Below are 21,998 nucleotides of genomic sequence, written 5' to 3' on the forward strand. Positions count from 1 at the left end.
TCCGACCGCCTGCTCGCTCTGACGGGACGGCGGGTGGTCCTTCCTCGTCCAGCCAGCCGAGACGTAGGATGTCTCCATGGCCTCGAGCGACGACCAGCACCGCGTCGACCCCGCCACCGGTGCCCCGGCACCGACGACGGGTCCGGCCTCGACCGCCCGGACGCGGGTCCGACGCCAGCTGCCGACCGTCCGCGACCTCGCGCCGTTGATGCAGTTCAAGAAGCCCTCGCTGCCGGGTCGGCGCCAGCGGCTCGAGTCCGCGCTCACCATCTGGGACCTCCGCCGGATCGCAGCCCGCCGCACCCCGAAGGCGGCGTTCGACTACACCGAGGGTGCCGCCGAGGCGGAGATCTCCCTCGCCCGTGCCCGGCAGGCGTTCGAGGACATCGAGTTCACCCCGGCGATCCTCCGCGACGTGTCGACGGTCGACACCTCCCGCGACGTGCTCGGCGCGCCCACAGCTCTGCCGTTCGGGATCGCCCCGACGGGCTTCACCCGGATGATGCAGACCGAGGGCGAACGCGCCGGGGCGCGGGCTGCGGGGAGGGCGGGCATCCCGTTCTCGCTCTCCACGATGGGCACCACCGCGATCGAGGACGTCCAGGGCGCGAACCCGCACGGCCGGAACTGGTTCCAGCTGTACATGTGGAAGGACCGCGACAAGTCGATGGCGCTCGTCGACCGGGCCGCGCGCGCCGGCTTCGACACGCTGCTCGTCACGGTCGACGTCCCAGTCGCGGGTGCACGCCTGCGGGACAAGCGGAACGGGTTCTCGATCCCGCCGCAGCTCACGCCGAAGACGGTGATCAACGCGATCCCGCGGCCGTGGTGGTGGTTCGACTTCCTCACCACCGAACCCCTCGCGTTCGCGTCGCTCGACCGGTGGTCGGGGACGGTCGGGGAGCTCCTCGACCACATGTTCGACCCGACCGTCACCTACGAGGACCTCGCGTGGATCCGCGACCAGTGGCCCGGCAAGGTCGTCGTGAAGGGCGTGCAGTCCCTCGCCGACGCGAAGCGGCTGGCGTCGATGGGTGTCGACGGGATCACCCTGTCGAACCACGGTGGCCGGCAGCTCGACCGCGCCCCCGTCCCGTTCCACCTGCTCCCGACGGTCGTCAAGGAGGTCGGCGGGGACACCGAGGTGCACCTGGACACCGGCATCATGTCCGGCGCCGACATCGTCGCCGCGGTCGCCCTCGGCGCACGGTTCACGATGGTCGGCCGCGCCTACCTCTACGGGCTCATGGCCGGCGGCGAGGCCGGCGTCGACCGGGTGATCCAGATCCTCACCGAGCAGATCGAGCGCACCATGCGCCTGCTCGGCGTCTCCACGCTCGACGAGCTCGAACCGGGACACGTCACCCAGCTGCAGCGGTTGCAGCCGATCCCCCGCCCCTGAGGACACCGGACCCCGTCCTCCGATTTCCGTGACACCCCCCGAACGGGGCACGCATGGTGCAAGATGTCCGTGGACGCGTCAACGATCCCCTCGGCACCCGGCCGGCTGACGCGCCGTCCCTCCCCGCATCCTGCGCCCGAAGCACCCGAGGAGCCCGTCATCACGACCCGAAGCACGTGCACGCCCACGCGCGGCACGACCCCAGACACCCGTCCCTGCCGGAGCCCGCGGTGAACCGCCGGCGTCGCGCCGTCCTGGTGGCAGCCGCCGTCAGCGCCCTGGTCATCGGCGTCCCCACCGCCGCCGCCGCCCACCCGTGGTGCGACTGGCGCGACGGCGGACACCGACCGCCGAGCGCCACCCCGGTCCCCGCACCGACGGACTCCCCGGAGCCTGCAGACGAGTCGACCGCGACCGCCGAGCCCGCTCCGCCCGCCGACGAACCGACGCCCGTCGACGACGCCGCCTCGGCGCCGGTCGAGGACACCGTGCAGCCCGACGAGGAGCCCGCACCCGACGAGGCCGAACCCGCCGCCGACGCCCCCGAGGCCGACCCGGCCCCGGAACCCGCGTCGCTCGCCGACCTCGCGGCGATCGCCCCCGACGTCTCGTTCGTCGAGGACTTCGACGTGCCGGCAGCGACCGGTCTCGTCACCGCGGCCTACCCGCAGTCGTGGCAGCCCTACCCCGACGGCACCTCCGGCATCTACGCCCCGAGCCGGACCGTCTCCGTGCACGACGGCGTCCTCGACGTCGCGCTCGGCACCGGTGCCGGTGCGGCGGGCACGTTCGGCTCCGCCGACGGAGCGTGGGACCACGTCGGCGGCTCGTTCTCCGTGCGCGCGAAGGCGACCGGCGGCGACGGCAACGGTGCGGCGTTCATGCTGTGGCCGACGTCGAACGTGTGGTCCGACGGCGAGATCGACTTCCCCGAGGGCAACTTCGAGTCGAACCCGTCCGTGTTCCACCACTCGATGACGCCGGGGCGGGAAGCCGAGCGCGTCCAGGTCGACACCGGGGTCTCGTGGCGCGACTGGCACACCTACACGGTGAACTGGGTGCCCGGCGAGTCGGTCACGTACAGCGTCGACGGCACCGAGTTGCGGACCATCACCGAGGACGTGCCCACCACGCCGCACCGGTTCATGTTCCAGGTCGGCAACTGGGGCGACGAGGGCAACCTGCTCATCGACTGGGTCTCGACGACCGAGTAGCGTCCGCAGGTCCGCACGTCCGCACGTCACGGACGGGAGGCCCGGTGCCAGCTGGCACCGGGCCTCCCGTCCGTCACGTGGTCGCGACCGGCTCAGCGACGCTCGTCGACGAGGGCGACGAAGCGGCTGCCGATGCCCTCGACCTCGCGCCGGGTCAGCCCGGCGGTCGGCTCGGGCGCCTGGTACGGCGCGTGGTAGTCGCACATCAGGTGGTCCCAGTCCGGCCACCACTTCTTCGGCCGCGCGGTCTCGGCGTAGTGGCAGACCACGCATTCCAGGCGCACCCAGACCTTCTTGGTGCCGGTGCGGTTCGCGCGCGACTGCACGAGCCAGGCGGGCGGGTCCTGCTCGATCGCCTCGAGCTCGGCTTCGCTGAGGCGGACGGGCAGGCCGTGGTGGGTCGCCATCTCGAGGGGGATGTCGAGCCGGATGGCGGCGTCGCGGCGGGAGAGCATCCGTCCAGGGTAGGTCCTGCGCGGCTCTCGCCACGGCGGCGGTCGACCGGATCGGCTCGACGTCCTGGGTCCCGCCCGCGCCGCCGCCTAGGCTGCGACGGTGACCAGGCGGCGGACGACCACCCGACGAGCGATCGTCGCGACCGTCCTCATCGTCGGCGCCGCGGCCCTGTTCTTCGGTCTGCGCGCCGCCGTCGTGTTCGCGGGCGCGACCGAAGGCGACGTCCCGGCGACCTCGTCGATCCCCCTGCCGGCAGGGAGCACGGTGGTCGACGAGGACGAGGGGTGCGCCTCCGGCGGGTGTTGGGTACTCGTGTCCGTGCAGCCGCCAGCGGGCACGACCCCGGCCGAGCTGTCGACGAGGTTGGGCACCGAGCCGTTCGCGAGGCTGCCCGGGACGCTGTGGGATCCGCGCGTCGTCAACCTGACGTCGGAGGTCCAGGGCGAGCTCCTCGTGATCCGAGCGGACTACTGGTCCCGCGACGCCCCGCCCTGATCCGCGGGCGGTCCGCCGCACGCGCCGCCACCGACGGTGGTCAGTGGCTGTCGGTCATCCCGCTGCTGACGTACGAGGAGTCGACCGTGTCGTCGGTGAGCGTGCAGTTGTAGATGGCGTACGGGTCGGTGTGCCCGTCGTCGAAGGTGAAGGGGTAGATGAGCTGGTAGGTCCCGTCGCTGCCCGTGTACCCCGACGGGTCCTCCGTGAACGTCAGGGTGACCCCGGCGTCCGCGGCCCCCTTGCTGCACTCGTCGTGGATGTGCTGCGCGAGCGCCGGTGTCCCGGACCCCTGCGACGGAGACGACGACGGAGTCGACGGGGTCTCGGGAGTGGGGGCGTCCGTCGCGGTCGGAGACGTGGACGGGACCGGGGTCTCGTCCCCGGCGATCGCCGTGGTGGCGGACGGCGACGGAGTCGGGGCGCTCGCTGCGCAACCGGTGAGGGCGGCGACCGTGACGCAGGCAGCCAGTACGGTGACGCTGAGGCGGGTTCGGGTGTTCATGGGTGTCTCTCCTTCGGTCGGAGCAGGGCGCGCTCACTGAGAGATGTCGTGCGACGGCCGATCCTGACACGGTGCCCCACAGCGGGGCGACGGCCGGGCTCGGATCAGCCCGCCTGGTTCGCCGGCGAGTCGGTCCGGGAAGCGTCGGGCTGGTCGATGGTCCAACTGCCGCGCAGTGCCGTCAACAGGTGCTCGATGTTCCGCAGTGCCCGTCGGGTCTCCCACACCGAGTAGGCGCACGCCCCGACGAACAGCACCAGGATGAGCCACCAGAACGGGCTGACGGTGGCCGCCGCCCAGACGGAGAACACCGCGAACAGCACCACCATGACCGGCACGACGACCCGGTTGTTGCGGTACCGCTTGCGCGTCGACTCGAGCTCGCGCGTCCACACGACGTGGTCGACGTGCTCGGGCAGCTCGCCGCTCCGGACCGCACGCTGGATCGCCGCCGCCGTCTCCGTCCCGCCTGCGCGACGGCGCCGGTGTGCGATGAGGAACCCGAAGAAGGTCGTCATGACGAGGGCGTAGAAGAAGGAGCCGACGGCCCGCGCGACCGGGGAGTCGGTGTCCTGGTCCGACACGAGACCGATGGCGAAGTACAGGCCACCGACCAGGACGAACAGGATCGGCAGCAGCGCCGGGAGGGGCAGTGAGCGGAAGCGGTCCATCGTGTCTCTCCTGGTTGTCCGAGTGATCCTCGCTCTGCTCAGCCTGCCCACGCTGCCCGGGAGCACCCTGGGCGGGTGCACCGACCGGAGGGCTCAGCGGCACGCCTAGGGTGAACGGGTGGCGCAGGACGGATCAGCACGGGCAGCACTCGCGGCGGTGGCAGCGGCCGGCTGGGGCGACGCCGCACCACCCTCCGAGCCGGGCGACACCGTCTCGCCCCGACGAGCGGCCGTGCTCATGCTCTTCGGCACGCTCGACCACACCCCGAGCGATCACCCGGCGCTGGCCTCCGCGGTCCCCCGCGAGCTCGACGTCCTGCTGCTCGCCCGTGCCGCGACCCTCCGCTCGCACGCGGGCGAGGTGGCCTTCCCGGGCGGCCGCGTCGACCCGGGTGATGCCGATGCCGTCGCTGCTGCGCTCCGCGAGGCGCAGGAGGAGACAGGCCTCGACCCGAGGGGCGTCGAGGTGCTCGGCACGCTGCCGTCGGTACCGCTGGCGTTCTCGAACCACCTGGTGCGACCCGTCATCGGTTGGTGGCGGGACCCGTCACCGATCCGGGTCGTCGACGACCAGGAGTCGGCCGCGGTGTTCCGGGTACCGGTCGCCGACCTGCTCGACCCGGCGCACCGGGGCGTCACCGTGATCCGGCGCAGTGGTCAGGAGTGGCGCGGCCCGGCGTTCACCATCGAGGCCGACGGCGACGAGCACCTGGTGTGGGGCTTCACCGCGATGCTGCTGGATGCGCTGTTCGACCGGCTCGGCTGGACGGAGCCGTGGGACCGCGATCGGGAGATCCCGCTGCCCGGCTGAGCAGGGGGAACGACAGCGGGTCGGCCCGCACCGCGTCGACCGCGTGGGCCACGGCCCCGATGACGACGACGTCAGCCCCGAGCGAGGACGCGACGAGTTCGGGGACCGGGTCGAAGTGCCCCTCGGCGAGCAGGTCGCGTGCGCGGTCGATGACGGCGACGGCGGGCTGGGCGATCGCCCCGGCGACCACCACGCGGTCGATGTCGAGCAGGCTCGCGAGCAGGATGCAGACCCGGGCCAGGCGGTCGCCCAACCGGTCGACGATCGTGCGGGCGACCGGATCACCGCTCCGTGCGGCCGCGAACACCAGGGCGGCGTCGGCGGCGAGCGCGGTGTCGGCGGGGATGTGCCCGGCGGCGACGGCGTCGGCCACGAACGTGCGGGCGACGGCACCGATGCCGTCGGACGAGCCGACGCCCTCGACGAGTTCGAGCACCCGCATCTCCCCCGCGCCGCCGTGGGCACCGCGCAGCAGGACCCCGTCGACGACGAGCCCGGCTCCGAAGCGTTCGCCGGACAGCAGCGCGGCGAACGAGGCGTCTCCCGAGGACGGCCGTTCGGCGAGCGCTGCGAGGTTCGCGTCGTTCTCCACCAGCACCCGCCCGTCCGGGACCGCGTCGGCGAACCCCGGGTTCATCCGGACCCAGAAGCCGCCGTCGTCGGGTGACGCCCCGGCCGCGTCGACCGGTGCGGGGATGCCCACGACCGTGACCAGGACCCGGGCGCGGTCGACGTCGGCCGAGGCGAGTGCGGCGGCCACGGTGTCGGCCAGGACCCCGAGCCGCACGGGCACGTCGAGGCCCGATTCGCCGAGCGCCCCCTCGGCACGACCCAGCACGGCGCCGCGCAGGTCGGCGACGAACGCCGTCACCCGGTGCTGCCCGGCGTCCACGCCGACGACGACGCCGGCGACCGTGTCGAGCGCGTAGCGGCGTGCCGGGCGCCCCATCCGGTACTCCCCCGCGGCGCGGGCGTCGTCGAGCTCGCACAGCCAGCCGAGCCGGACGAGTTCCTCGGCCGCGCTCAGCACGGTGGACCGGGTCAGGCCGGTGGCGTCGATCGCCTCGGTCGCGGTGAACGCCGACGAGTCGAAGGCGTACGCGAGCAGCGTCTCTGCGCTCGTTCCACGGGGTGGCGGCATGCCGCGACCCTATCGCGCGACGAGTTCCTTGCGGAATTAGATTTTCTCGCTATATTTAGTCATGCGAGCGACAGCGGAGCCGTTCGCAGGTCGGAACGGCAGGGACGCCGGGTCCGGACGGACGGAGACGACGTGCAAGCACACGCCACCGCCAGGAGCACGGCATCGGTGAGCCGACGCGGGTTCCTGCTCGGAGCGGGCGGCATCGGGGCGGGCCTCGCGCTCGCCGGGTGCGCCCCGATCGGGTCCTCGAGCGCCAAGCCGGAGACCATCACGTTCTACGTGTCGAAGCCCGAGGTCATCGGCTACTTCGACGACGTCATCGCGCGGTTCCACCAGACCCAGTCGAAGGTCCGGGTCGTCCGCGACTCGACCTCGAGCATGTCCGCGAACTTCGTCCGGAACCGGCCGCCGGACCTCGGCTGCTGGAACTACAACTTCTCGGTGGTGCCCTTCGTGGAGCACGGCGCACTGTCGGACCTGTCCGACATGCCCCAGGCCGACACCATCAACCCCGACCTGTGGCCGCTCATGGAGCAGACCGCGGACTACCCCGGCCGGAAGAGCGCGCTGCCGTACTCGGTGACCGCCGCGTCGGTGATCTACAACAAGGCGCTCTTCGCGGAGCAGGGACTGGACGTCCCGACGACGTGGAGCGAGTTCGCCGACGTGTGCGAGCGCCTGACCAAGGCCGGCATCGCGCCGATCTACGGCACGTTCAAGGACAACTGGACGATCGCCCAGGGCATGTTCGACTACTCGATCGGCGGCATGATCGACACCCCGCAGGTGTTCGAGGCGCTGCGACGCGAGGGCACGAGCGTGGGGAAGGACTCGTCGGTGTCGTTCGCGCGGGACTTCCGGGAGCCGATGGAACGCATGGTGCAGCTCCGCGCCTGGCACCAGGACGGGGCCGCGAGCCGCGGGTACGGCGACGGCAACCTCGCCTTCGCGCAGGGCAAGGCCGCGATGTACCTGCAGGGGCCGTGGGCCCTCGGCGAGATCGCCAAGACCACGAAGGACATGGACCTCGGCACGTTCCCGCTGCCCGTCACCGACGACCCGGCCGACCGCAAGGTGCGCGTGAACGTCGACCTGGCGCTCTGGATCCCCGAGGCGTCGCGCAAGCAGGAGGCCGCCCGCGAGTTCCTGTCGTTCCTGATGAGCACGAAGGTCAACGACCGGTACAACGCCGACAACAACGGCTTCGGGGTCCGCAAGGACGCTCCCCCGGCGTCGAACCCCGCCCTGCGCGGCATGCAGTCGTACTACGACGACGCCGCCTTCTACCTCGGCGCCTCGCAGCTCATCCCCGCCGAGATCCCGGTCGCGAACTACGCGCAGTCGATCGCCTTCGGCGGCGATCCGCAGCGCCAGCTCCGCACCCTCGACGCCGACTGGGCGCGTCTCGCGCTCCGTACGGCCGCGTAAGGAGACGTCCCATGGCAACCACGACCACCGAAGCCGTCACGACGGCGGGCCGCCGCCGACGGGGCGGAGCCGCGCCGGGCCTCCAGGCCGGACGACGGGACGGACTGCGGGACGGACGCCGCAAGCCCCGCGTCGACCCGCTCTTCCTCGCCTTCCTGCTCCCCACCCTGCTGTTGTTCACCCTCGCGATCACGCTGCCCGCGGTGATGGGCATCGTGCTGAGCTTCACGAACTCCGTCGGCTTCGGCGAGTTCCGGTTCATCGGCCTGACGAACTACGTGGCGGTGTTCTCCGACCCCGCGATCCTGCAGGCCTACCTGTTCACGCTCGGGTTCTCGCTCGTCACCGTGATCGTCGTGAACGCCGTCGCGTTCCTGCTCGCCATCGCGCTGACGTCGAAGATCCGCGGCAAGATCGCGCTGCGCGCGGTGTTCGTCCTGCCGATGGTGATCTCCGGCATCGTCATCGCGTACGTGTTCTCGTTCCTGTTCGCGAACAGCCTGCCGGCCTTCGCGACGGCGATCGGGTTCGGGCCGCTCGAGCAGAGCATCCTGGCGGACCCCGACCTCGCCTGGATCGCGATCGTGATCGTCACCGCGTGGCAGGCGATCCCGTCGACCCTGCTCATCTACATCGCCGGGGTGCTCTCGATCCCCGGAGAGGTGTACGAGGCAGCGGCCCTCGACGGCGCGAGCGCGTGGCGGCAGCTCGTCTCGATCACCGCGCCGCTGACGGCGGGCTACATCCTGATCAACCTGGTCATCGGGTTCAAGAACTTCCTGAACTCGTACGACATCATCGTCGGCCTGACCGACGGCGGCCCCGGCACCTCGACCACCAGCGTCGCGATGAGCATCTTCAAGGGCTTCAACGGCGGCGACTACGCCTACCAGATGGCGAACGCCACGATCTTCTTCGTCATCGCGGTCGTCATCGCCGTGATCCAGCTGCGGGCCACCCGCGGGAAGGCAGCGCTCTGATGTCCCTGCAAGCACCCCTGCGCCCCGGTACGACCGCCACCGGCAGCATCCGCTCCGTCGACGCCGACCGCTCCGCCGGCGGGTCCGGCGGATCCGGGCGCGGCCGTTCCAACTGGCCCGTCACCGTCGTCCTCGTCCTGTGCGCCCTGTCCGTCCTGGTGCCGCTGTACGTGACGCTGACCATGGCGTTCAAGACCACCGGACAGGCCGTGGACGGCAACGCGTTCTCGCTGCCGGCACCGTTCAGCGTCGACGGCTTCGTGCAGGCGTGGGAGCTGACGGACTTCCCGCGGGCGTTCGCGGTGTCGGTGTTCGTCGCGGCGATCACCGTCGTCGGCACGATCCTGCTCGCCTCGTTCACGGCGTACGCCATCGCCCGCAACTGGGACCGCCGGCTGTTCCGCTGGTCGTTCTTCTACCTGCTCGCCGCGATGTTCCTGCCGTTCCCGGTGCTCGCGCTGTCGCAGGTGAAGCTCACCGGGCTCGCGCACCTGGACAACCCGCTCGGCGTCGCGATCCTGCACGTCATGTTCCAGCTGTCCTTCAGCGTGCTGCTCTTCACGGCCTTCCTGCGGTCGATCCCGGCCGAGCTGGAGGAGAGTGCACGCATCGACGGTGCGAGCACGGGGCAGGTGTTCTGGCGACTCGTGTTCCCGCTGCTGGCACCGATGAGCGCCACCGTCGGCATCTTCGCGTTCCTGGCGTCGTGGAACGACTTCGTGATGCCGTCGCTCATCACCTCGGACCCGGCACTGCAGACCCTGCCGGTGCTGCAGCAGATGTTCCAGACCCAGTTCAGCAACAACTACAACGTGTCGTTCGCCTCGTACCTGATGGCGATGGCCCCGGCGATCATCGTCTACCTCGTCACCCAGCGGTGGGTGATGGCCGGCGTGACCCAGGGCGCCATCAAGTGACCGCCGCCGGCACCGCCACCACCGACACCGCCACGCATCCCACGATCAACGAAAGGCCCGACGTGACCGACACCCTCGCCCAGACCGCCACCACCACGAACGACGAGACCTGGTGGCGCCAGGCCAGCGTCTACCAGATCTACCCCCGCTCGTTCGGCGACGCGAACGGCGACGGCATCGGCGACCTGCCCGGCATCACCGAGCGGGTGCCGTACCTGGCCTCGCTCGGCGTCGAGGCCGTCTGGCTCAGCCCCTTCTACCCGTCCGCCCTGGCCGACGGCGGCTACGACGTCGACGACTACCGCGACGTCGACCCGCGCCTGGGCACCCTGGACGACTTCGACCGGATGGTCCAGGCGCTGCACGCCGCCGGCATCCGGGTGATCGTCGACGTCGTCCCGAACCACACGAGCGACCGGCACGAGTGGTTCCGCGAGGCCCTCGCCGCCCCCAAGGGCTCACCGGCCCGCGACCGGTACGTGTTCCGCGACGGCAGCGGGCCGTCCGGCGAGGACGCCCCCGCCGACTGGGTCTCGATCTTCGGCGGCCCGGCCTGGACCGCGGTCGGCGACGGTCAGTGGTACCTGCACAGCTTCGCGAAGGAGCAGCCCGACCTGAACTGGGCGAACCGGCAGGTGCGCGACGACTTCCTGCACACCCTGCGGTTCTGGTCGGACCGCGGCGTCGACGGGTTCCGCATCGACGTCGCCCACGGTCTGGCGAAGGACCTGGGCGAGACGCTGCCGACCTGGGCCGAGCTCGCCGAGATGCCCAAGGACGGCACGCACCCGCTGTGGGACCGTGACGACGTGCACGAGATCTACGCCGAGTGGCGGACCGTCTTCGACGAGTACACGCCGGCCCGCACCGCGGTCGCCGAGGCCTGGGTCCCCGCCGACCGACGCGCCCGCTACGCCAGCGCCGAGGGGCTCGGACAGGCGTTCAACTTCGACCTGCTCGAGGCCGACTTCGACGCAGGCCAGTTCCGCACCATCATCGAGTTCAACCTCGGCCTCGCCGAGCAGTCCGGCTCGTCGACCACGTGGGTGTTCTCGAACCACGACGTCGTCCGGCACGCCACCCGCTACGCGCTCCCCGCCCGGAACGGCGACGAGCAGAAGCAGGGCGCCGCGTGGCTGCTCGCCGGCGGCTCGCAGGACGCGCTCGACCGGTCGCTCGGACTCCGTCGCGCGCAGGCCGCCACGCTGCTCGAGCTCGCCCTGCCCGGCTCGGCGTACCTGTACCAGGGCGAGGAGCTCGGTCTGCACGAGGTCGGCGACGTCCCGGACGCCGAGCGGCAGGACCCGGCGTTCTTCCGCAACCCGGGCGTCGACGTGGGCCGCGACGGCTGCCGCGTGCCGATCCCGTGGACCCGCTCCGGCCCGTCGTTCGGGTTCGGGCCCGCGGGCTCGCACCTGCCGCAGCCGGCGTGGTTCGCCGACTCGAGCGTCGAGGCCGAGGACGCCGACCCCGACTCGACCCTGAACCTGTACCGCACGGCGCTCGGCCTGCGCGGCCAGCTGCAGTCCGAGGAGCACCTCGAGTGGCTCGAGACCGGGCGCGACGACGTGCTCGCGTTCCGGCGGCCGAACGGCTGGACGAGCGTGACGGTGTTCGGCGACGAGTCGTACGTGCTGCCGGCCGGCGAGCTGCTGCTCGCCTCCGCCCCCGTGGTCGACGGCGCCCTGTCGGGCGTGGGGACGGCCTGGTTGCGTTCCTGACGGAACCGGGTGACGGACTGGAGGCGCGGTGCGGGCAGGTACCGCGCCTCCCGTCCGTCGTGGCGGTACCGTACCGGGCCGCGACCGACAACCGCGACGTCGCCCGGTCCCGGTAGGGTCGCCCCATGAGCGGGGCGAGCATCGACGTGCAGGACTTCGTGATGCGGTTCGGGGACCGCACCGTCGTCGACGGGTTGTCGTTCGACGTCGCCCCCGGTGAGACCTTCGGCCTGCTCGGCAGCAACGGGTCCGGCAAGACCACCACGATCCGCGCCCTGCTCGGCATCACCACCCCGACGGCGGGGACCCTGACGATCGACGGCGAACCGTACCGGCCCGCCACCGGCGGCATCGGCTACCTGCCCGAGGAGCGCGGGCTGTACCGCAAGGAGTCCGTCATCGACGTGATGACCTACTTCGGGCGGCTCCGTGGTCTCGGCCGAGCCGAGGCGACCGCGTGGAGCACGGACTACCTGGCCCGCGTCGGGCTGGCCGACCGGGCGAAGCTGCGCGTCGACAAGCTCTCCGGCGGGCAGCAGCAGAAGGTGCAGCTCGGCATCACGATCATGGACCGGCCCCGGCTGCTCATCCTCGACGAACCGACGAAGGGCCTCGACCCCGTCAACCGTCGGCTGCTGCTCGACCTGGTCGACGAACGGAAGGCCGACGGCGCCACGGTGATCCTGGTCACGCACCACATGGACGAGGTCGAGCGGCTGTGCGACCGCATCCTGCTGCTCAAGGACGGCGCCGCCGCCGCGTACGGCACGGTGCCCGACGTACAGGACGCCTTCGGCGGCGCCGTCGCCCGGGTCGGCCTCGTCGGCGCCGTGCCGCCGTCGCCGCTGTACCGGCTCGCCCGGCACGAGGGGCACGTCGCCCACCTCGTGCCGACCCCGGCCGCCACGCCCGACGGCGCCGACATCCTGGCGTCGCTCGTCGCCGCAGGTGTGCACGTCACCGCGTTCGAGATGCGGCGGATCCCGCTCGACGAGATCTTCGTGCAGGTCTACGGGCACGACGCCCTCGCCGCCGCCGAGGGGGTCGCCGCGTGAGCACCCTCGGCACCGTGGTGCGCTTCGAGTTCGTCCGCGCCGTGAAGAAGCCCGCCTTCTGGATCGGCACGCTCGCACTGCCCGTCGTGATCGTCGTGGTGTCGCTGCTCGTCGGCATCGGCCAGGCGGCCGGCACCGACTCGGTGGTGTCCGGGTCCTCGGCGACGAAGACCCCGTTCCACTACGTCGACGAGTCCGGGCTCGTGTCCGAGTCGGTCGCCGCACGGTGGGGCGGGTCACCGTCCGACGACGTCGCGGCCGACCGGGCGGCGGTGCGCGACGGCGAGCTCGACGCCGTCATCGTGTTCCCGTCGTCGCCGTCGAGCACGGCGATCCGCATCGACGCCGCCGACCGCGGCCTGTTCGCCAACGGGGTGTACTCGTCGCTCGCCGAACGGGTGCTGGAACAGAGCGTCGCGGCGTCGGTCGACGACGCCGAGACGGTGAAGCTGCTCCGCACTCCCCCGGACACCGACCTCACGACCTACGCCGACGGCCGGGTGGCACCGGGCTGGCTGTCCGTCGTCCCGCCGTTCCTGTTCGTGGCGGCATTCTTCGGCCTCGTGGTCCTGTTGGCCGCTCGCATGGTCACGGTCGTGGTCGAGGAGAAGGAGAACCGCATCTCCGAGATGATCCTGACCGCGGTCACCGCCGGCGACCTGATCCGCGGCAAGGTCGTCGCGATGCTGCTGGTCGGCCTGGTGCAGGTCGGGGTCTTCCTCCTGCCCGGCCTGGTCGGCCTGCTCGTCGCGCTGCCCTTCATCGCGTCGCGCCTGGGTGGCGTCACCGTCGATCCGTGGCGGATGGTCACCGGCGCCCTGCTGCTCGTCGGCGGGGTGCTCCTGGCATCGGGACTCTTCGTCACCGTCGGCGCCGCGGTGCCGTCGATCAAGGACGCCTCGGCGCTGCAGTCCGCGGCGATCTTCGCGCTGATCATCCCGCTCTACGCGGCGTTCTTCGTGGCGACCAGCCCGTCGTCGCCCGTGGCGCAGTTCTTCACGTACTTCCCGACGTTCACGCCCGTGTCGGCCATGGTCCGGAACGCGGTCGGGGCGCTGACGGTGACGGAGTCGGTGATCTGCATCGTCGAGGTGTTCGTCGTCGCCGGGCTGCTGCTCTGGTTCGCCGAGTACCTGTTCCGGCACTCGGTCGCGCAGTACGGGTCGAAGGTCACCGTGCGGCAGGTCCTGTCGTGGCGGCGGGGGCGTCGGGGCTGAGACCGCCGGACACCGTGCGGCGTCAGACGCGGACCGGCACCTCGTCGAGGTCCCACGAGGGGACGTCGTGCCGCTTCCACCCCTGCCGCAGCGTGCCGACCGCCCGGTCGAACTCCACCAAGACGTCGATGTAGGGCCGGACGAGCATCTGGATCTGCATGCCCTCGTACACGGCCAGCAGCTGCGTGGCCGCCTGGTACGCGGGGATGGACGACTCCTCGACGCCGCGGTCGAAGTCACGCTGCAGGCCGACGGTCAGCTCCTCGACGTACTCCTCGAAGCGCTTGCGGAACAGGTCCGAGAACCGGGACTCCGAGCTGGCGATCGTGACCACACCGGCGAGCACCCGGACGAGCCCCGGATCGGCGACGTCCTCGGCCAGGGTGAGCCGGACGTGGTCGATGGTGCAGGACGGCTCGGTCACGCGCCGTGACCCCCGCAGCTGCGCCCACCGGTCGTAGGTGACCAGGAGCAGGGCGTCCCACGTGGGGAAGAGCCGTTCGACGGTCTCGAGCGGCACACCGGCCACCTCGGCCACGACCGAGGCGTCGACGGCGTCGAACGGGTGCAAGCGGTACGCACGGATCGCCGCGCGCACGGTACGTTCCGCGAGGGACTCGTCGTCCGCCACGCGCTCGCCCTGCAGGGGTTCCATCCCCCAACTACACCGCATGTGCGCCGGTTTGTCTCGTCCCAGACCGGGGGCCGTGCGCCGTCGGGCTCCTGGGATCCTCCTCGGGTCCTCCTCGGGTCCTCCTCGGGTCCTGCTCGGCTCCTCCGGACGGCGGGTGCGACCGTCAGCCGACGGTCACCGGAGCCGCGGACGGGCGGACCCGCTGGCGCATCCAGACGAAGAACCCGGCGAGCGTGAAGACGCCGTAGAACACGTACATCAGGCCGGACGCGTAGTAGCCGGCCGAGAACAGCAGCGGCACGCCCACCAGGTCGACCGCGACCCAGATGAGCCAGAACTCCACCCACCCCTTCGCCATGCCGTAGGTGGCGAGCAGGGAGCCGACGAAGATCCACGCGTCGCTCCACACCGGCTCGTACGAACCGAGCGCACGGAACAGCGGGGTCAGGGCGGCGGTGCCGCCCACCATCCCCAGGACCAGCAGTCCGCGGGTCCGCCAGGAGGCCCAGTGCGGGTCGATCACGGTGGTCGCGTCGTCGGGACGGTGCGTCCAGCGGTACCAGCCGTAGATGCTCACGATGATGAACATGACCTGACGCCCGGCCTGCCCGAGCAGGTTCACCGGGTTCGGGGTGTCGAACAGGGCACCCATGAAGACCGTGAAGAGCAGGGCGTTGCCGACCAGGCCCACGGGCCAGGCCCACACCTTCCGGCGCATGCCGCCCAGCGCGCTGAGCAGGCCGAAGACGTTGCCGATCACCTCGCGCCAGAGCACCGTCTGGTCGCCGATGACGATCTGCGCGTCGAACAACCAGCGCACGATGTCCATGGGTCCTCCTCGTTCCGGGACAGTGCAACGACGCATCACCGACCGGCATTCCTGCTGGACGACCATCGATCATGCTCGCCGGCACCGTGAAAACGGGGTACAAACTGTGTCCTCCTTCTCGGGGACTGAAATGACCCCCGTTCTGGGGCCGTGGTGAACGCTCGTTCTCGCTTGTCCGCACTTTGGGGGACAGCTAACGTCGAAGCCAGAGCGAGTCCAGCCCGCCCGAGCAGCAGCACATGCGCTCCGAGGCCCGGCGACCGTTCTCGGCACCGGTCAGCCGCGACCCCCTCCAACCCCTGGGTCGATGACGAAGTCCCCCACCGGACACGACGCCCGAATGTCCCCGGTGGGCTTCAGCGTGCCACGAGCACGCAGGAACGGATCAACCCCATGCACAAGATCGTCACCGGCGCCATCGCCGGCGCAGCAGGCGTCGCACTCCTCCTCGGCGGTGCGGGCACCTTCGCCCTCTGGAACGCGAGCGCCTCGAGCGCCGCGTCGTCGGTCAACTCGGGCACCCTGACGCTGAGCGCCAACAACGACGGCGCCTGGACCGACATCACGAACGGTCGTTCCACCGCGATCGACCCGACGAAGGCCCTGATGGTCCCGGGCAACACCTTCCAGTTCACGCAGACGCTGACGATCGGCGCGACCGGGCAGGACCTCAAGGCCAACCTGACCTACGCGAACCAGAGCATCACCGGCGACGCCGCCCTGCTCGCCGCCACCACGAAGACGCTGGCCGTCACGTCGACGAGCGCCTCGGTCGTGCAGTCCTCGTCCGCCGCGAACACCTTCGTGGTCTCGCCGTCGTCGTCCACCTCGACCGTCAAGGTCGTCTTCACCGTGACGCTGCCCGCCTCGGCGACCACCGGTCAGGGCGGCTCGATCAACCTCAGCGCGCTCGCCTTCACGCTGACCCAGACCGCGATCGGTTCCTGATCCACCGATCGCCACGAGCCGACCACGACGACCAGGAGCACACGCATGACCGCCACACCGCGGACGACGGGACGCCACCGCGCAACCCGACGACACCGCTGGGTGTGGCCGGTCGCGCTCGGCCTGGTCGTCGCGGTCGGCACCGCCCTCCTCGGGACCGGTGGGACCTACGCCCTCTGGAACGGGACCGCGAGCACCGCGGCCACCAGCGTGCGCTCCGCGACCGCGACGATCACCGTCGGCACGCTCTCCTCGATGAACACCACCGTGCTCGGACCGGGGACCAGCACCAGGGGCACCTTCACGGTCCGGAACACCGGGTCGATCCCCCTGTCGATGCGCGTCGCCACGACGTCCGCGACGTCGTCGTCCACGGCCGCACTCGGTGAGCTGACCCTCCGACTGGCGACCGTGTCGTCGGCCGCGGACTGCGCCGCCGGTCTCGCCGGTGCGAGCGGCCGTCTCGCGACCTTCGACACGGGCAGCAGCTCGTTCACCCTGCCGGCCGGCGCGAGCGGTGTCGGCTGCGTCGAGGTCGTCCTCGACGCCGACGCCCCGCAGAGCGTCGCCGGTGCCACCACCGACTTCACCCTCACCGTCACGGGAACGCAGGTCTCCGCATGAACCGCCGCCTCCGGCTCGTCGTCGCCGTGCTCCTGGCCGCCGTCTTCGTCGGTGGCGGGTCGAGCGCCGCGTGGGCACTGTGGAGCGCGTCCGGCACCACCACCGCGACCACCCGGGTCGGCACGGTCGCGGGCACGATCAGCGGTACCAACGCACTGACCACGACGTTCTCGTCGGGCGTCACGGCGATCACGAAGCCCCTCACGCTGACCGACTCGGGCACCCTCGGCGGAACGACCACCACCACGGTCTCCGTCGCGGCCGGCAGCTCGACCGCCCTGGCGCGAGCCGTCACCGTCGTCGCCTGGCCCGTCGTCTCGACCGCTGCGTGCACCACGAGCACGGCCGTCGGCGGCGGCTCCGTCACCGGGACGTGGGCGTCGCTGCCGAGCATGAGCTCGAAGCTCGCCGCCGGTGCCTCCGCCGTCTGGTGCACCCGCAGCACCCTGCAGTCGTCGGCCCCCGCGGGTTCGACCGCGAAGGTGGTCGTCGCCCTGACCGTCACGAGCGGGACCTGGACCTCCGCCGTCGTGTCGGGCGGGTTCACCCTGACCACGCCGGCAGCGGTGGCCGACACGCCGTCACTGGTCTGCACCGACCACGGCGGCTGGTACGTCGACGTCCGGTGGGACGCCGCGAACCGTCCGCAGGACACCTGGTACGGGGCCTTCGTCGGCTCGACGCCGGTCGGGCAGAAGGCGCAGGACTACTCCGCGTTCATCACCATCTCGCCCGCGGACATCCCCGCGAGCGCCGGCACCTCGGGCACGCTGACCGTCACCGTCAAGGTGCTCGACAGCACCGGTACGCCCACGACGACCGTCGCGGGCACCGGCAAGGTGACGCTCTTCACGCAGGACAACGGGGCGGCGATCCGATGCGGCGTCTGACCCCCACGACGCCCAGGACCGGCTGGCGTGCGGTCGTCCACGCGGTCGCGTTCGGACTCAGCACCGGACTGCTGCTCATCGTCGCGGGCCTGGCCGTCGTGCTGATCGTCGTGCCGAAGGCCACGGGCTCGATGCCGCTCACCGTCCTGACGCGCTCGATGGAGCCGACCTTGCCCCCGGGCACCCTGCTCGTCGTCCGGCCGGTCCCCGTCGAGGACATCCGCGTCGGCGACGTCGTGACCTACCAGATCGTCTCCGGACAGCCGGCGGTGATCAGCCACCGCGTCGTGTCGGTGGCCTCGTCGTCGGACGGCGAACGGACCTTCGTGCTCAAGGGCGACGCCAACGCGAAGGCCGACCCGGCCCCCGTCACCGCGGTGCAGATCCGCGGTGTGGTCTGGTACTCCCTGCCGGAGATCGGCATCGTCAACCAGGTCGTGAACGGGTCGCGCAGCTGGCTCATCCCCGCGGTCGCGGGCGTGCTGCTGACGTACGGCGCCGTCATGATCACCGCTGGCGTCGTCAGCACCGCTCGACGCCGACGGGCCAGGACCGGGCACGGACGCCGGAGCGCGGCGCACCGGGTCGCACACAGCAGCACCGAGACCACGGACACGAGCCGGTCTAGGCTCGGTGGACGTGACGGACGGCGTGCAGCGGGCGCAGGAGCTCCTCGACGAGGCGACTCGACGGCTCCGCGCGGCAGACGTGCCGGACGAGGCACTCGGCGAGTACGTGCAACCGAAGGCCGTCCTGGGGATCCGTCGTGACCCGACGATGCGACCGCTCGGCCGGGTCTGGCGGGTCGGCGCGCTGCTGATCGGGTCGTCGCCCGAGACCACCGGCCGGGTCTGGGCCACGGGAGCGATCACCCGGGTGACGGAACCCGGCCGGGCGCAGTACCAGTCGGTCTCGGCCGAGGTGCGCCGCGCCTACCGTGCCGCGGCGGCCAAGGGGCACTTCGCCCCCGGCGACACCGTCAACCACGGTGCCGTGCCGATCCCCGTCGACGACACCCTGGTCGGCGGCGACGGGGTGCTCTTCGTCGCCGACGACGTGCCGTCCGTCCGCTGGTCCCCCGCCGCAGGCACCGCCGTCCCGCTCGCCGACTACCTGGCCGACCGCGTCGGGCTCCTCGTCGACCCGCCGCGGGGCGCGACCGACTGAGCCCGCGGGCTCCCAGCTGTCGCCGCACCGCCTCGGTAGGTTCTGCGGCATGCACGCCGAACGCCGCCGCATCGTCCTGCCCGGGCAGTACGGCCCCGCGTTCGACGACGGCGGGCCGGCCCTGGTGGTCGAGTCGCGCGAGTTCTTCACGGCGCGACCGGTGCACCGTGCGAAGGCCCACCTGTGGCTCAGCGCGCTGCGCCACCGCGTCCGCGAACTCGGCGACCGGGCCGAGCACGTCCAGGTCGACACCCTGCGCGAGGCGCTGGACGGGCGGGCCGGGCTCGACGTGGTCGATCCCCCGTCGAGCACGCTGCGGGCACAGGTCCGGCACTGGGGCCAGGACGTCCTCGTCCTGCCGAGTCGCGGCTTCGTGACCGACGAAGCCGAGTTCGCCGAGTGGGCGGCGCAAGGCACCGGGCGCTTCCGGATGGAGCAGCACTACGAGCGGGTCCGGCGGCGCGAGGGCTGGCTCATGGAGCAGGGGGCACCGCTCGGCGGCGCGTTCAGCCTCGACGCCCAGAACCGCCAGCCACCGCCGAAGGGTGCGACGACCCTCGGGCTGCCCGAACCGTGGTGGCCGGTCGAGGACGACATCGACGAACAGGTCCGACACGATCTGGACCGGTGGGAGCGGGACGGCGTCGCCCGGTTCGTCGGGCGCGACGACCGACGCCGCTTCGCGGTGACCGCCGACGAGGCCCGCCGCGCCCTCGACGACTTCGTCGCGGTGCGGCTCGGCGACTTCGGCCCGTTCGAGGACGCGACGCTCACCGACGACTGGACGATGGCGCACTCGCTGCTGAGCGTGCCGATGAACCTGGGTGTGCTCGACCCCGTCGAGGCGATCGACGCCGCGCTCGAGGCACACCGGACCCAGGCGGCACCGCTGGCCAGCGTCGAGGGTTTCGTCCGGCAGATCGCCGGGTGGCGCGACTACGTCTGGCACCTCTACTGGTGGTTCGGCGACGACTACGGTGCCTCCGAGAACGCGCTCGGGGCCCACGAGCTCCTGCCCGACTGGTGGCGGGAGCTGGACGCCAGCGAGATCGACGCCGTCTGCCTGCGGACCGCGGTCCAGGGCCTGCACGACCACGGGTGGCTGCACCACATCCAGCGCCTGATGGTCCTCGGCAACTGGGCGCTCCAGCGCGGGTACGACCCGGTCCGGCTCACGGAGTGGTTCACCGACGTGTTCGTGGACGGCACCGACTGGGTGATGCCGGCGAACATCATCGGCATGTCGCAGCACGCCGACGGGGGCATGGTCGCCACGAAGCCGTACGCCTCGGGCGGTCGGTACATCGACCGCATGTCGGACCACTGCGGTGGGTGCCGGTTCGACCCGACCAAGCGCACCGGGGACGACGCCTGCCCGTTCACCGCCGGCTACTGGGCCTTCCTGTCCCGCGCCGAACCGGCACTCCGCGACAACCACCGGATGGTCCGCCCCCTGCAGCAGATGCGGCGGCTGCCGGACCTCGACCAGGTCGTCGCCCAGGAAGCCGCCCGCCACTCGCCGTGACGGCACCTGGTCCCGGTAGTGTCGGAACGTGAGCAACGAGGCATTCGACGACCGCTACGAGCTGCGCGAGTTCGCGCCCGGGACGGACGACAAGGGGGCACCGAACGCCGAGACGGCAGCGTGGATGCAGGCCGTGGGGATGGGGTTCCACGAAGCCGACCCCGACGCCGAGGGCGCGGCCCGCATGGTGTCGCACTTCATCGCCGACGACGAGACGTTCCTCGGCGTGTACGTGCGCCAGCCGTTCCCGGGCTCCGTCGACGAGACGTGGCCGGCGGGCACCTTCACCTGGTTCCGCAAGGCGCTGAGCTGGGGCGACGGGTCCGCGATCGACACACAGGCGATCTCGGCCGTGACCGTCCGCCCGACCGAGCGTCGCCGCGGCATCCTGCGCCGGATGATGACGCACGCGCTCGAGCGCGGTGTCGCCGAGGGGTACGCCGTCGCGTCGCTCACGGCGTCCGAGGGCACCATCTACCGCCGGTTCGGCTTCGGCTGCGCCATCCGTGAGCGCGCGGTGCACGTCCGCCGCGAGCGCGCACTCCCCCTGCTCGCACCGACCTCGGGCACCGTGTCGGTCGTCACGCCGCAGTGGCTCGCCGACGGCCCGGGCAAGGCGCTGTTCGAGCGCTTCCACGCCCGCACGCCGGGCTCCATGGTCCGCAACACCGGGACCTGGCCGATCGTGTTCGGCCTGGTCGGTCCCGACGACAAGCCCGCAAAGGACGTCCGTGCCGCCGTGCACCGCCCCGACGGCTCGGACGAGCTCGACGGGTACGTCACGTGGCGGATCAAGGAGTCGAACGGCGCCGACACCGCGCTCGAGATCGTCGACCTGGTCTACGCCGACGACGCCGCCTACACCGCGCTGTGGGAGTTCCTGCTGTCGATCGACCTCAACGACGTCGTGAAGTACAACCGCTCCCGCCTCGACGACCCGATCGTCGCGGCGCTCGGCGACAACCGTGCGTACGACGTCGACCACGAGGAGGACCACGTCTGGCTGCGCGTGCTCGACGTGACCGCGGTGCTCGAATCGCGCCCGTTCGCCGTCGACGGGTCGCTGACCCTCGCGGTCACCGATGCGCTCGGCTTCACCACCGGCACGTACCGGCTCGACGTCCAGGAGGCCCGTGGCACGGTCACGCGGATCGCCGACGACGTCGACGTGGCCGGGTCCGACATCCAGCTCGACGTCGCGGAGCTCGGCGCGCTGCTCATCGGCTCGGTCTCCCCCGGCACGCTGGCCGCGGCCGGACTCGTCCGTGCCGCGGACCCGACGTCGGTGCAGCAGCTCGGGGCGATGCTGACGCCGCCGCGGACGCCGCACGGCATCACGTACTTCTGATGACGGTCGCCGACACG

General features: G+C 71.6%; 23 protein-coding genes. 17 read left to right on the forward strand and 6 right to left on the reverse strand.

From position 1 onward, the window contains the following. The first annotated feature begins 208 nt into the window (after positions 1-208). Positions 209-1,402 carry an alpha-hydroxy acid oxidase gene (locus tag I8920_RS11715; RefSeq protein ID WP_232832885.1) on the forward strand — a complete coding sequence of 398 codons (1,194 nt, stop codon included), beginning with the start codon at positions 209-211 and terminating at the stop codon, positions 1,400-1,402. A gap of 230 nt (positions 1,403-1,632) precedes the next feature. Continuing rightward, positions 1,633-2,616 carry a glycoside hydrolase family 16 protein gene (locus I8920_RS11720; protein WP_198656506.1) on the forward strand — a complete coding sequence of 328 codons (984 nt, stop codon included), beginning with the start codon at positions 1,633-1,635 and terminating at the stop codon, positions 2,614-2,616. A 92-nt stretch (positions 2,617-2,708) separates the two neighbouring features. Here I8920_RS11720 and I8920_RS11725 read toward each other — a convergent pair whose 3' ends face one another. Further along, complete coding sequence (locus tag I8920_RS11725; protein ID WP_198656507.1) at positions 2,709-3,071, reverse strand: hypothetical protein; 363 nt, start codon at positions 3,069-3,071, stop codon at positions 2,709-2,711. 100 nt (positions 3,072-3,171) lie between these two features. On the opposite strand from I8920_RS11725, the gene I8920_RS11730 reads away from it, so the two are divergent. Continuing rightward, on the forward strand, positions 3,172-3,567 hold the full coding sequence (locus I8920_RS11730) for a hypothetical protein (RefSeq protein ID WP_198656508.1): 396 nt from the start codon (positions 3,172-3,174) through the stop codon (positions 3,565-3,567). Between the two features lie 40 nt (positions 3,568-3,607). Here the strand turns inward: I8920_RS11730 and I8920_RS11735 are convergent, their stop codons facing one another. Then, a complete protein-coding gene (locus I8920_RS11735) occupies positions 3,608-4,072 on the reverse strand; it encodes a hypothetical protein (RefSeq protein ID WP_198656509.1) in 465 nt (154 codons plus the stop codon). Between the two features lie 104 nt (positions 4,073-4,176). Then, positions 4,177-4,743 carry a hypothetical protein gene (locus I8920_RS11740; RefSeq protein WP_198656510.1) on the reverse strand — a complete coding sequence of 189 codons (567 nt, stop codon included), beginning with the start codon at positions 4,741-4,743 and terminating at the stop codon, positions 4,177-4,179. Between the two features lie 118 nt (positions 4,744-4,861). Between I8920_RS11740 and I8920_RS11745 the strand changes: the two genes are divergently transcribed. Continuing rightward, positions 4,862-5,554 carry an NUDIX hydrolase gene (locus tag I8920_RS11745; RefSeq protein ID WP_442873559.1) on the forward strand — a complete coding sequence of 231 codons (693 nt, stop codon included), beginning with the start codon at positions 4,862-4,864 and terminating at the stop codon, positions 5,552-5,554. Here I8920_RS11745 and I8920_RS11750 read toward each other — a convergent pair. Further along, the gene (locus I8920_RS11750) at positions 5,466-6,695 is read right to left on the reverse strand and encodes an ROK family protein (RefSeq protein ID WP_198656511.1); all 1,230 of its coding nucleotides are present in this window, start codon (positions 6,693-6,695) and stop codon (positions 5,466-5,468) included. The two genes, I8920_RS11745 and I8920_RS11750, sit on opposite strands and share 89 nt — an antisense overlap. 132 nt (positions 6,696-6,827) lie before the next feature. Between I8920_RS11750 and I8920_RS11755 the strand changes: the two genes are divergently transcribed. The 6 genes from I8920_RS11755 to I8920_RS11780 all read left to right on the forward strand — a co-directional run bounded on the left by I8920_RS11755 (position 6,828) and on the right by I8920_RS11780 (position 14,016). Continuing rightward, positions 6,828-8,126, forward strand: a complete 1,299-nt coding sequence (locus tag I8920_RS11755; protein WP_198656512.1) for an ABC transporter substrate-binding protein — start codon at positions 6,828-6,830, stop codon at positions 8,124-8,126. 11 nt (positions 8,127-8,137) lie between these two features. Next, the gene (locus tag I8920_RS11760) at positions 8,138-9,106 is read left to right on the forward strand and encodes a carbohydrate ABC transporter permease (RefSeq protein WP_198656513.1); all 969 of its coding nucleotides are present in this window, start codon (positions 8,138-8,140) and stop codon (positions 9,104-9,106) included. Beyond that, complete coding sequence (locus tag I8920_RS11765; RefSeq protein ID WP_198656514.1) at positions 9,106-10,023, forward strand: carbohydrate ABC transporter permease; 918 nt, start codon at positions 9,106-9,108, stop codon at positions 10,021-10,023. The genes I8920_RS11760 and I8920_RS11765 overlap by 1 nt, the downstream gene beginning before the upstream one ends. Before the next feature lie 62 nt (positions 10,024-10,085). Next, a complete protein-coding gene (locus I8920_RS11770) occupies positions 10,086-11,744 on the forward strand; it encodes a glycoside hydrolase family 13 protein (RefSeq protein ID WP_198656515.1) in 1,659 nt (552 codons plus the stop codon). Positions 11,745-11,869: 125 nt separating this feature from the next. Beyond that, positions 11,870-12,799 (forward strand): ABC transporter ATP-binding protein, encoded by a 930-nt coding sequence (locus I8920_RS11775; RefSeq protein ID WP_198656516.1) that lies wholly within the window; start codon positions 11,870-11,872, stop codon positions 12,797-12,799. After that, positions 12,796-14,016, forward strand: coding sequence for an ABC transporter permease (locus I8920_RS11780; RefSeq protein ID WP_198656517.1), 1,221 nt, complete (start codon positions 12,796-12,798; stop codon positions 14,014-14,016). Before I8920_RS11775 ends, I8920_RS11780 begins: the two co-directional genes overlap by 4 nt. A 22-nt stretch (positions 14,017-14,038) precedes the next feature. On the opposite strand, the gene I8920_RS11785 is transcribed toward I8920_RS11780, so the two are convergent. After that, positions 14,039-14,671, reverse strand: a complete 633-nt coding sequence (locus I8920_RS11785) for a TetR/AcrR family transcriptional regulator (RefSeq protein WP_198656518.1) — start codon at positions 14,669-14,671, stop codon at positions 14,039-14,041. A 142-nt stretch (positions 14,672-14,813) separates the two neighbouring features. Further along, positions 14,814-15,479, reverse strand: a complete 666-nt coding sequence (gene pnuC / locus I8920_RS11790) for a nicotinamide riboside transporter PnuC (protein WP_198656519.1) — start codon at positions 15,477-15,479, stop codon at positions 14,814-14,816. A gap of 393 nt (positions 15,480-15,872) precedes the next feature. On the opposite strand from pnuC, the gene I8920_RS11795 reads away from it, so the two are divergent. Genes I8920_RS11795 through I8920_RS11825 form a run of 7 tightly spaced genes read left to right on the forward strand, consistent with a single transcriptional unit; the run spans position 15,873 to position 21,981 of the window. Then, positions 15,873-16,427, forward strand: a complete 555-nt coding sequence (locus I8920_RS11795) for an alternate-type signal peptide domain-containing protein (RefSeq protein WP_198656520.1) — start codon at positions 15,873-15,875, stop codon at positions 16,425-16,427. Positions 16,428-16,472: 45 nt separating this feature from the next. After that, positions 16,473-17,051 carry a hypothetical protein gene (locus I8920_RS11800; RefSeq protein ID WP_198656521.1) on the forward strand — a complete coding sequence of 193 codons (579 nt, stop codon included), beginning with the start codon at positions 16,473-16,475 and terminating at the stop codon, positions 17,049-17,051. Beyond that, positions 17,048-17,941 (forward strand): hypothetical protein, encoded by an 894-nt coding sequence (locus I8920_RS11805; RefSeq protein WP_198656522.1) that lies wholly within the window; start codon positions 17,048-17,050, stop codon positions 17,939-17,941. The genes I8920_RS11800 and I8920_RS11805 overlap by 4 nt, the downstream gene beginning before the upstream one ends. Further along, entirely contained in the window at positions 17,929-18,711 is a 783-nt protein-coding gene (locus tag I8920_RS11810) for a signal peptidase I (protein WP_198656523.1), read from the forward strand. The genes I8920_RS11805 and I8920_RS11810 overlap by 13 nt, the downstream gene beginning before the upstream one ends. Next, positions 18,650-19,108, forward strand: coding sequence for a hypothetical protein (locus I8920_RS11815; RefSeq protein WP_198656524.1), 459 nt, complete (start codon positions 18,650-18,652; stop codon positions 19,106-19,108). Before I8920_RS11810 ends, I8920_RS11815 begins: the two co-directional genes overlap by 62 nt. A 49-nt stretch (positions 19,109-19,157) precedes the next feature. Continuing rightward, positions 19,158-20,633 (forward strand): cryptochrome/photolyase family protein, encoded by a 1,476-nt coding sequence (locus tag I8920_RS11820; protein WP_198656525.1) that lies wholly within the window; start codon positions 19,158-19,160, stop codon positions 20,631-20,633. Positions 20,634-20,661: 28 nt separating this feature from the next. Then, complete coding sequence (locus I8920_RS11825) at positions 20,662-21,981, forward strand: GNAT family N-acetyltransferase (protein ID WP_198656526.1); 1,320 nt, start codon at positions 20,662-20,664, stop codon at positions 21,979-21,981. Positions 21,982-21,998 lie beyond the last annotated feature (17 nt).

Source organism: Curtobacterium sp. YC1 (genome assembly GCF_016267665.1).
Lineage (GTDB): Bacteria > Actinomycetota > Actinomycetes > Actinomycetales > Microbacteriaceae > Curtobacterium.

What these genes read in the sequence shown, in the direction of transcription:
- I8920_RS11800 (WP_198656521.1), top strand. Translation starts at nt 16,473, where the DNA reads ATGACCGCCACACCGCGGACGACGGGACGCCACCGCGCAACCCGACGA.
- I8920_RS11775 (WP_198656516.1), top strand. Translation starts at nt 11,870, where the DNA reads ATGAGCGGGGCGAGCATCGACGTGCAGGACTTCGTGATGCGGTTCGGG.
- I8920_RS11765 (WP_198656514.1), top strand. Translation starts at nt 9,106, where the DNA reads ATGTCCCTGCAAGCACCCCTGCGCCCCGGTACGACCGCCACCGGCAGC.
- I8920_RS11795 (WP_198656520.1), top strand. Translation starts at nt 15,873, where the DNA reads ATGCACAAGATCGTCACCGGCGCCATCGCCGGCGCAGCAGGCGTCGCA.
- I8920_RS11805 (WP_198656522.1), top strand. Translation starts at nt 17,048, where the DNA reads ATGAACCGCCGCCTCCGGCTCGTCGTCGCCGTGCTCCTGGCCGCCGTC.
- I8920_RS11785 (WP_198656518.1), bottom strand. Translation starts at nt 14,671, where the DNA reads ATGGAACCCCTGCAGGGCGAGCGCGTGGCGGACGACGAGTCCCTCGCG.
- I8920_RS11820 (WP_198656525.1), top strand. Translation starts at nt 19,158, where the DNA reads ATGCACGCCGAACGCCGCCGCATCGTCCTGCCCGGGCAGTACGGCCCC.
- I8920_RS11740 (WP_198656510.1), bottom strand. Translation starts at nt 4,743, where the DNA reads ATGGACCGCTTCCGCTCACTGCCCCTCCCGGCGCTGCTGCCGATCCTG.
- I8920_RS11715 (WP_232832885.1), top strand. Translation starts at nt 209, where the DNA reads ATGCAGTTCAAGAAGCCCTCGCTGCCGGGTCGGCGCCAGCGGCTCGAG.
- I8920_RS11810 (WP_198656523.1), top strand. Translation starts at nt 17,929, where the DNA reads ATGCGGCGTCTGACCCCCACGACGCCCAGGACCGGCTGGCGTGCGGTC.
- I8920_RS11735 (WP_198656509.1), bottom strand. Translation starts at nt 4,072, where the DNA reads ATGAACACCCGAACCCGCCTCAGCGTCACCGTACTGGCTGCCTGCGTC.
- I8920_RS11750 (WP_198656511.1), bottom strand. Translation starts at nt 6,695, where the DNA reads ATGCCGCCACCCCGTGGAACGAGCGCAGAGACGCTGCTCGCGTACGCC.
- I8920_RS11760 (WP_198656513.1), top strand. Translation starts at nt 8,138, where the DNA reads ATGGCAACCACGACCACCGAAGCCGTCACGACGGCGGGCCGCCGCCGA.
- I8920_RS11725 (WP_198656507.1), bottom strand. Translation starts at nt 3,071, where the DNA reads ATGCTCTCCCGCCGCGACGCCGCCATCCGGCTCGACATCCCCCTCGAG.
- pnuC (WP_198656519.1), bottom strand. Translation starts at nt 15,479, where the DNA reads ATGGACATCGTGCGCTGGTTGTTCGACGCGCAGATCGTCATCGGCGAC.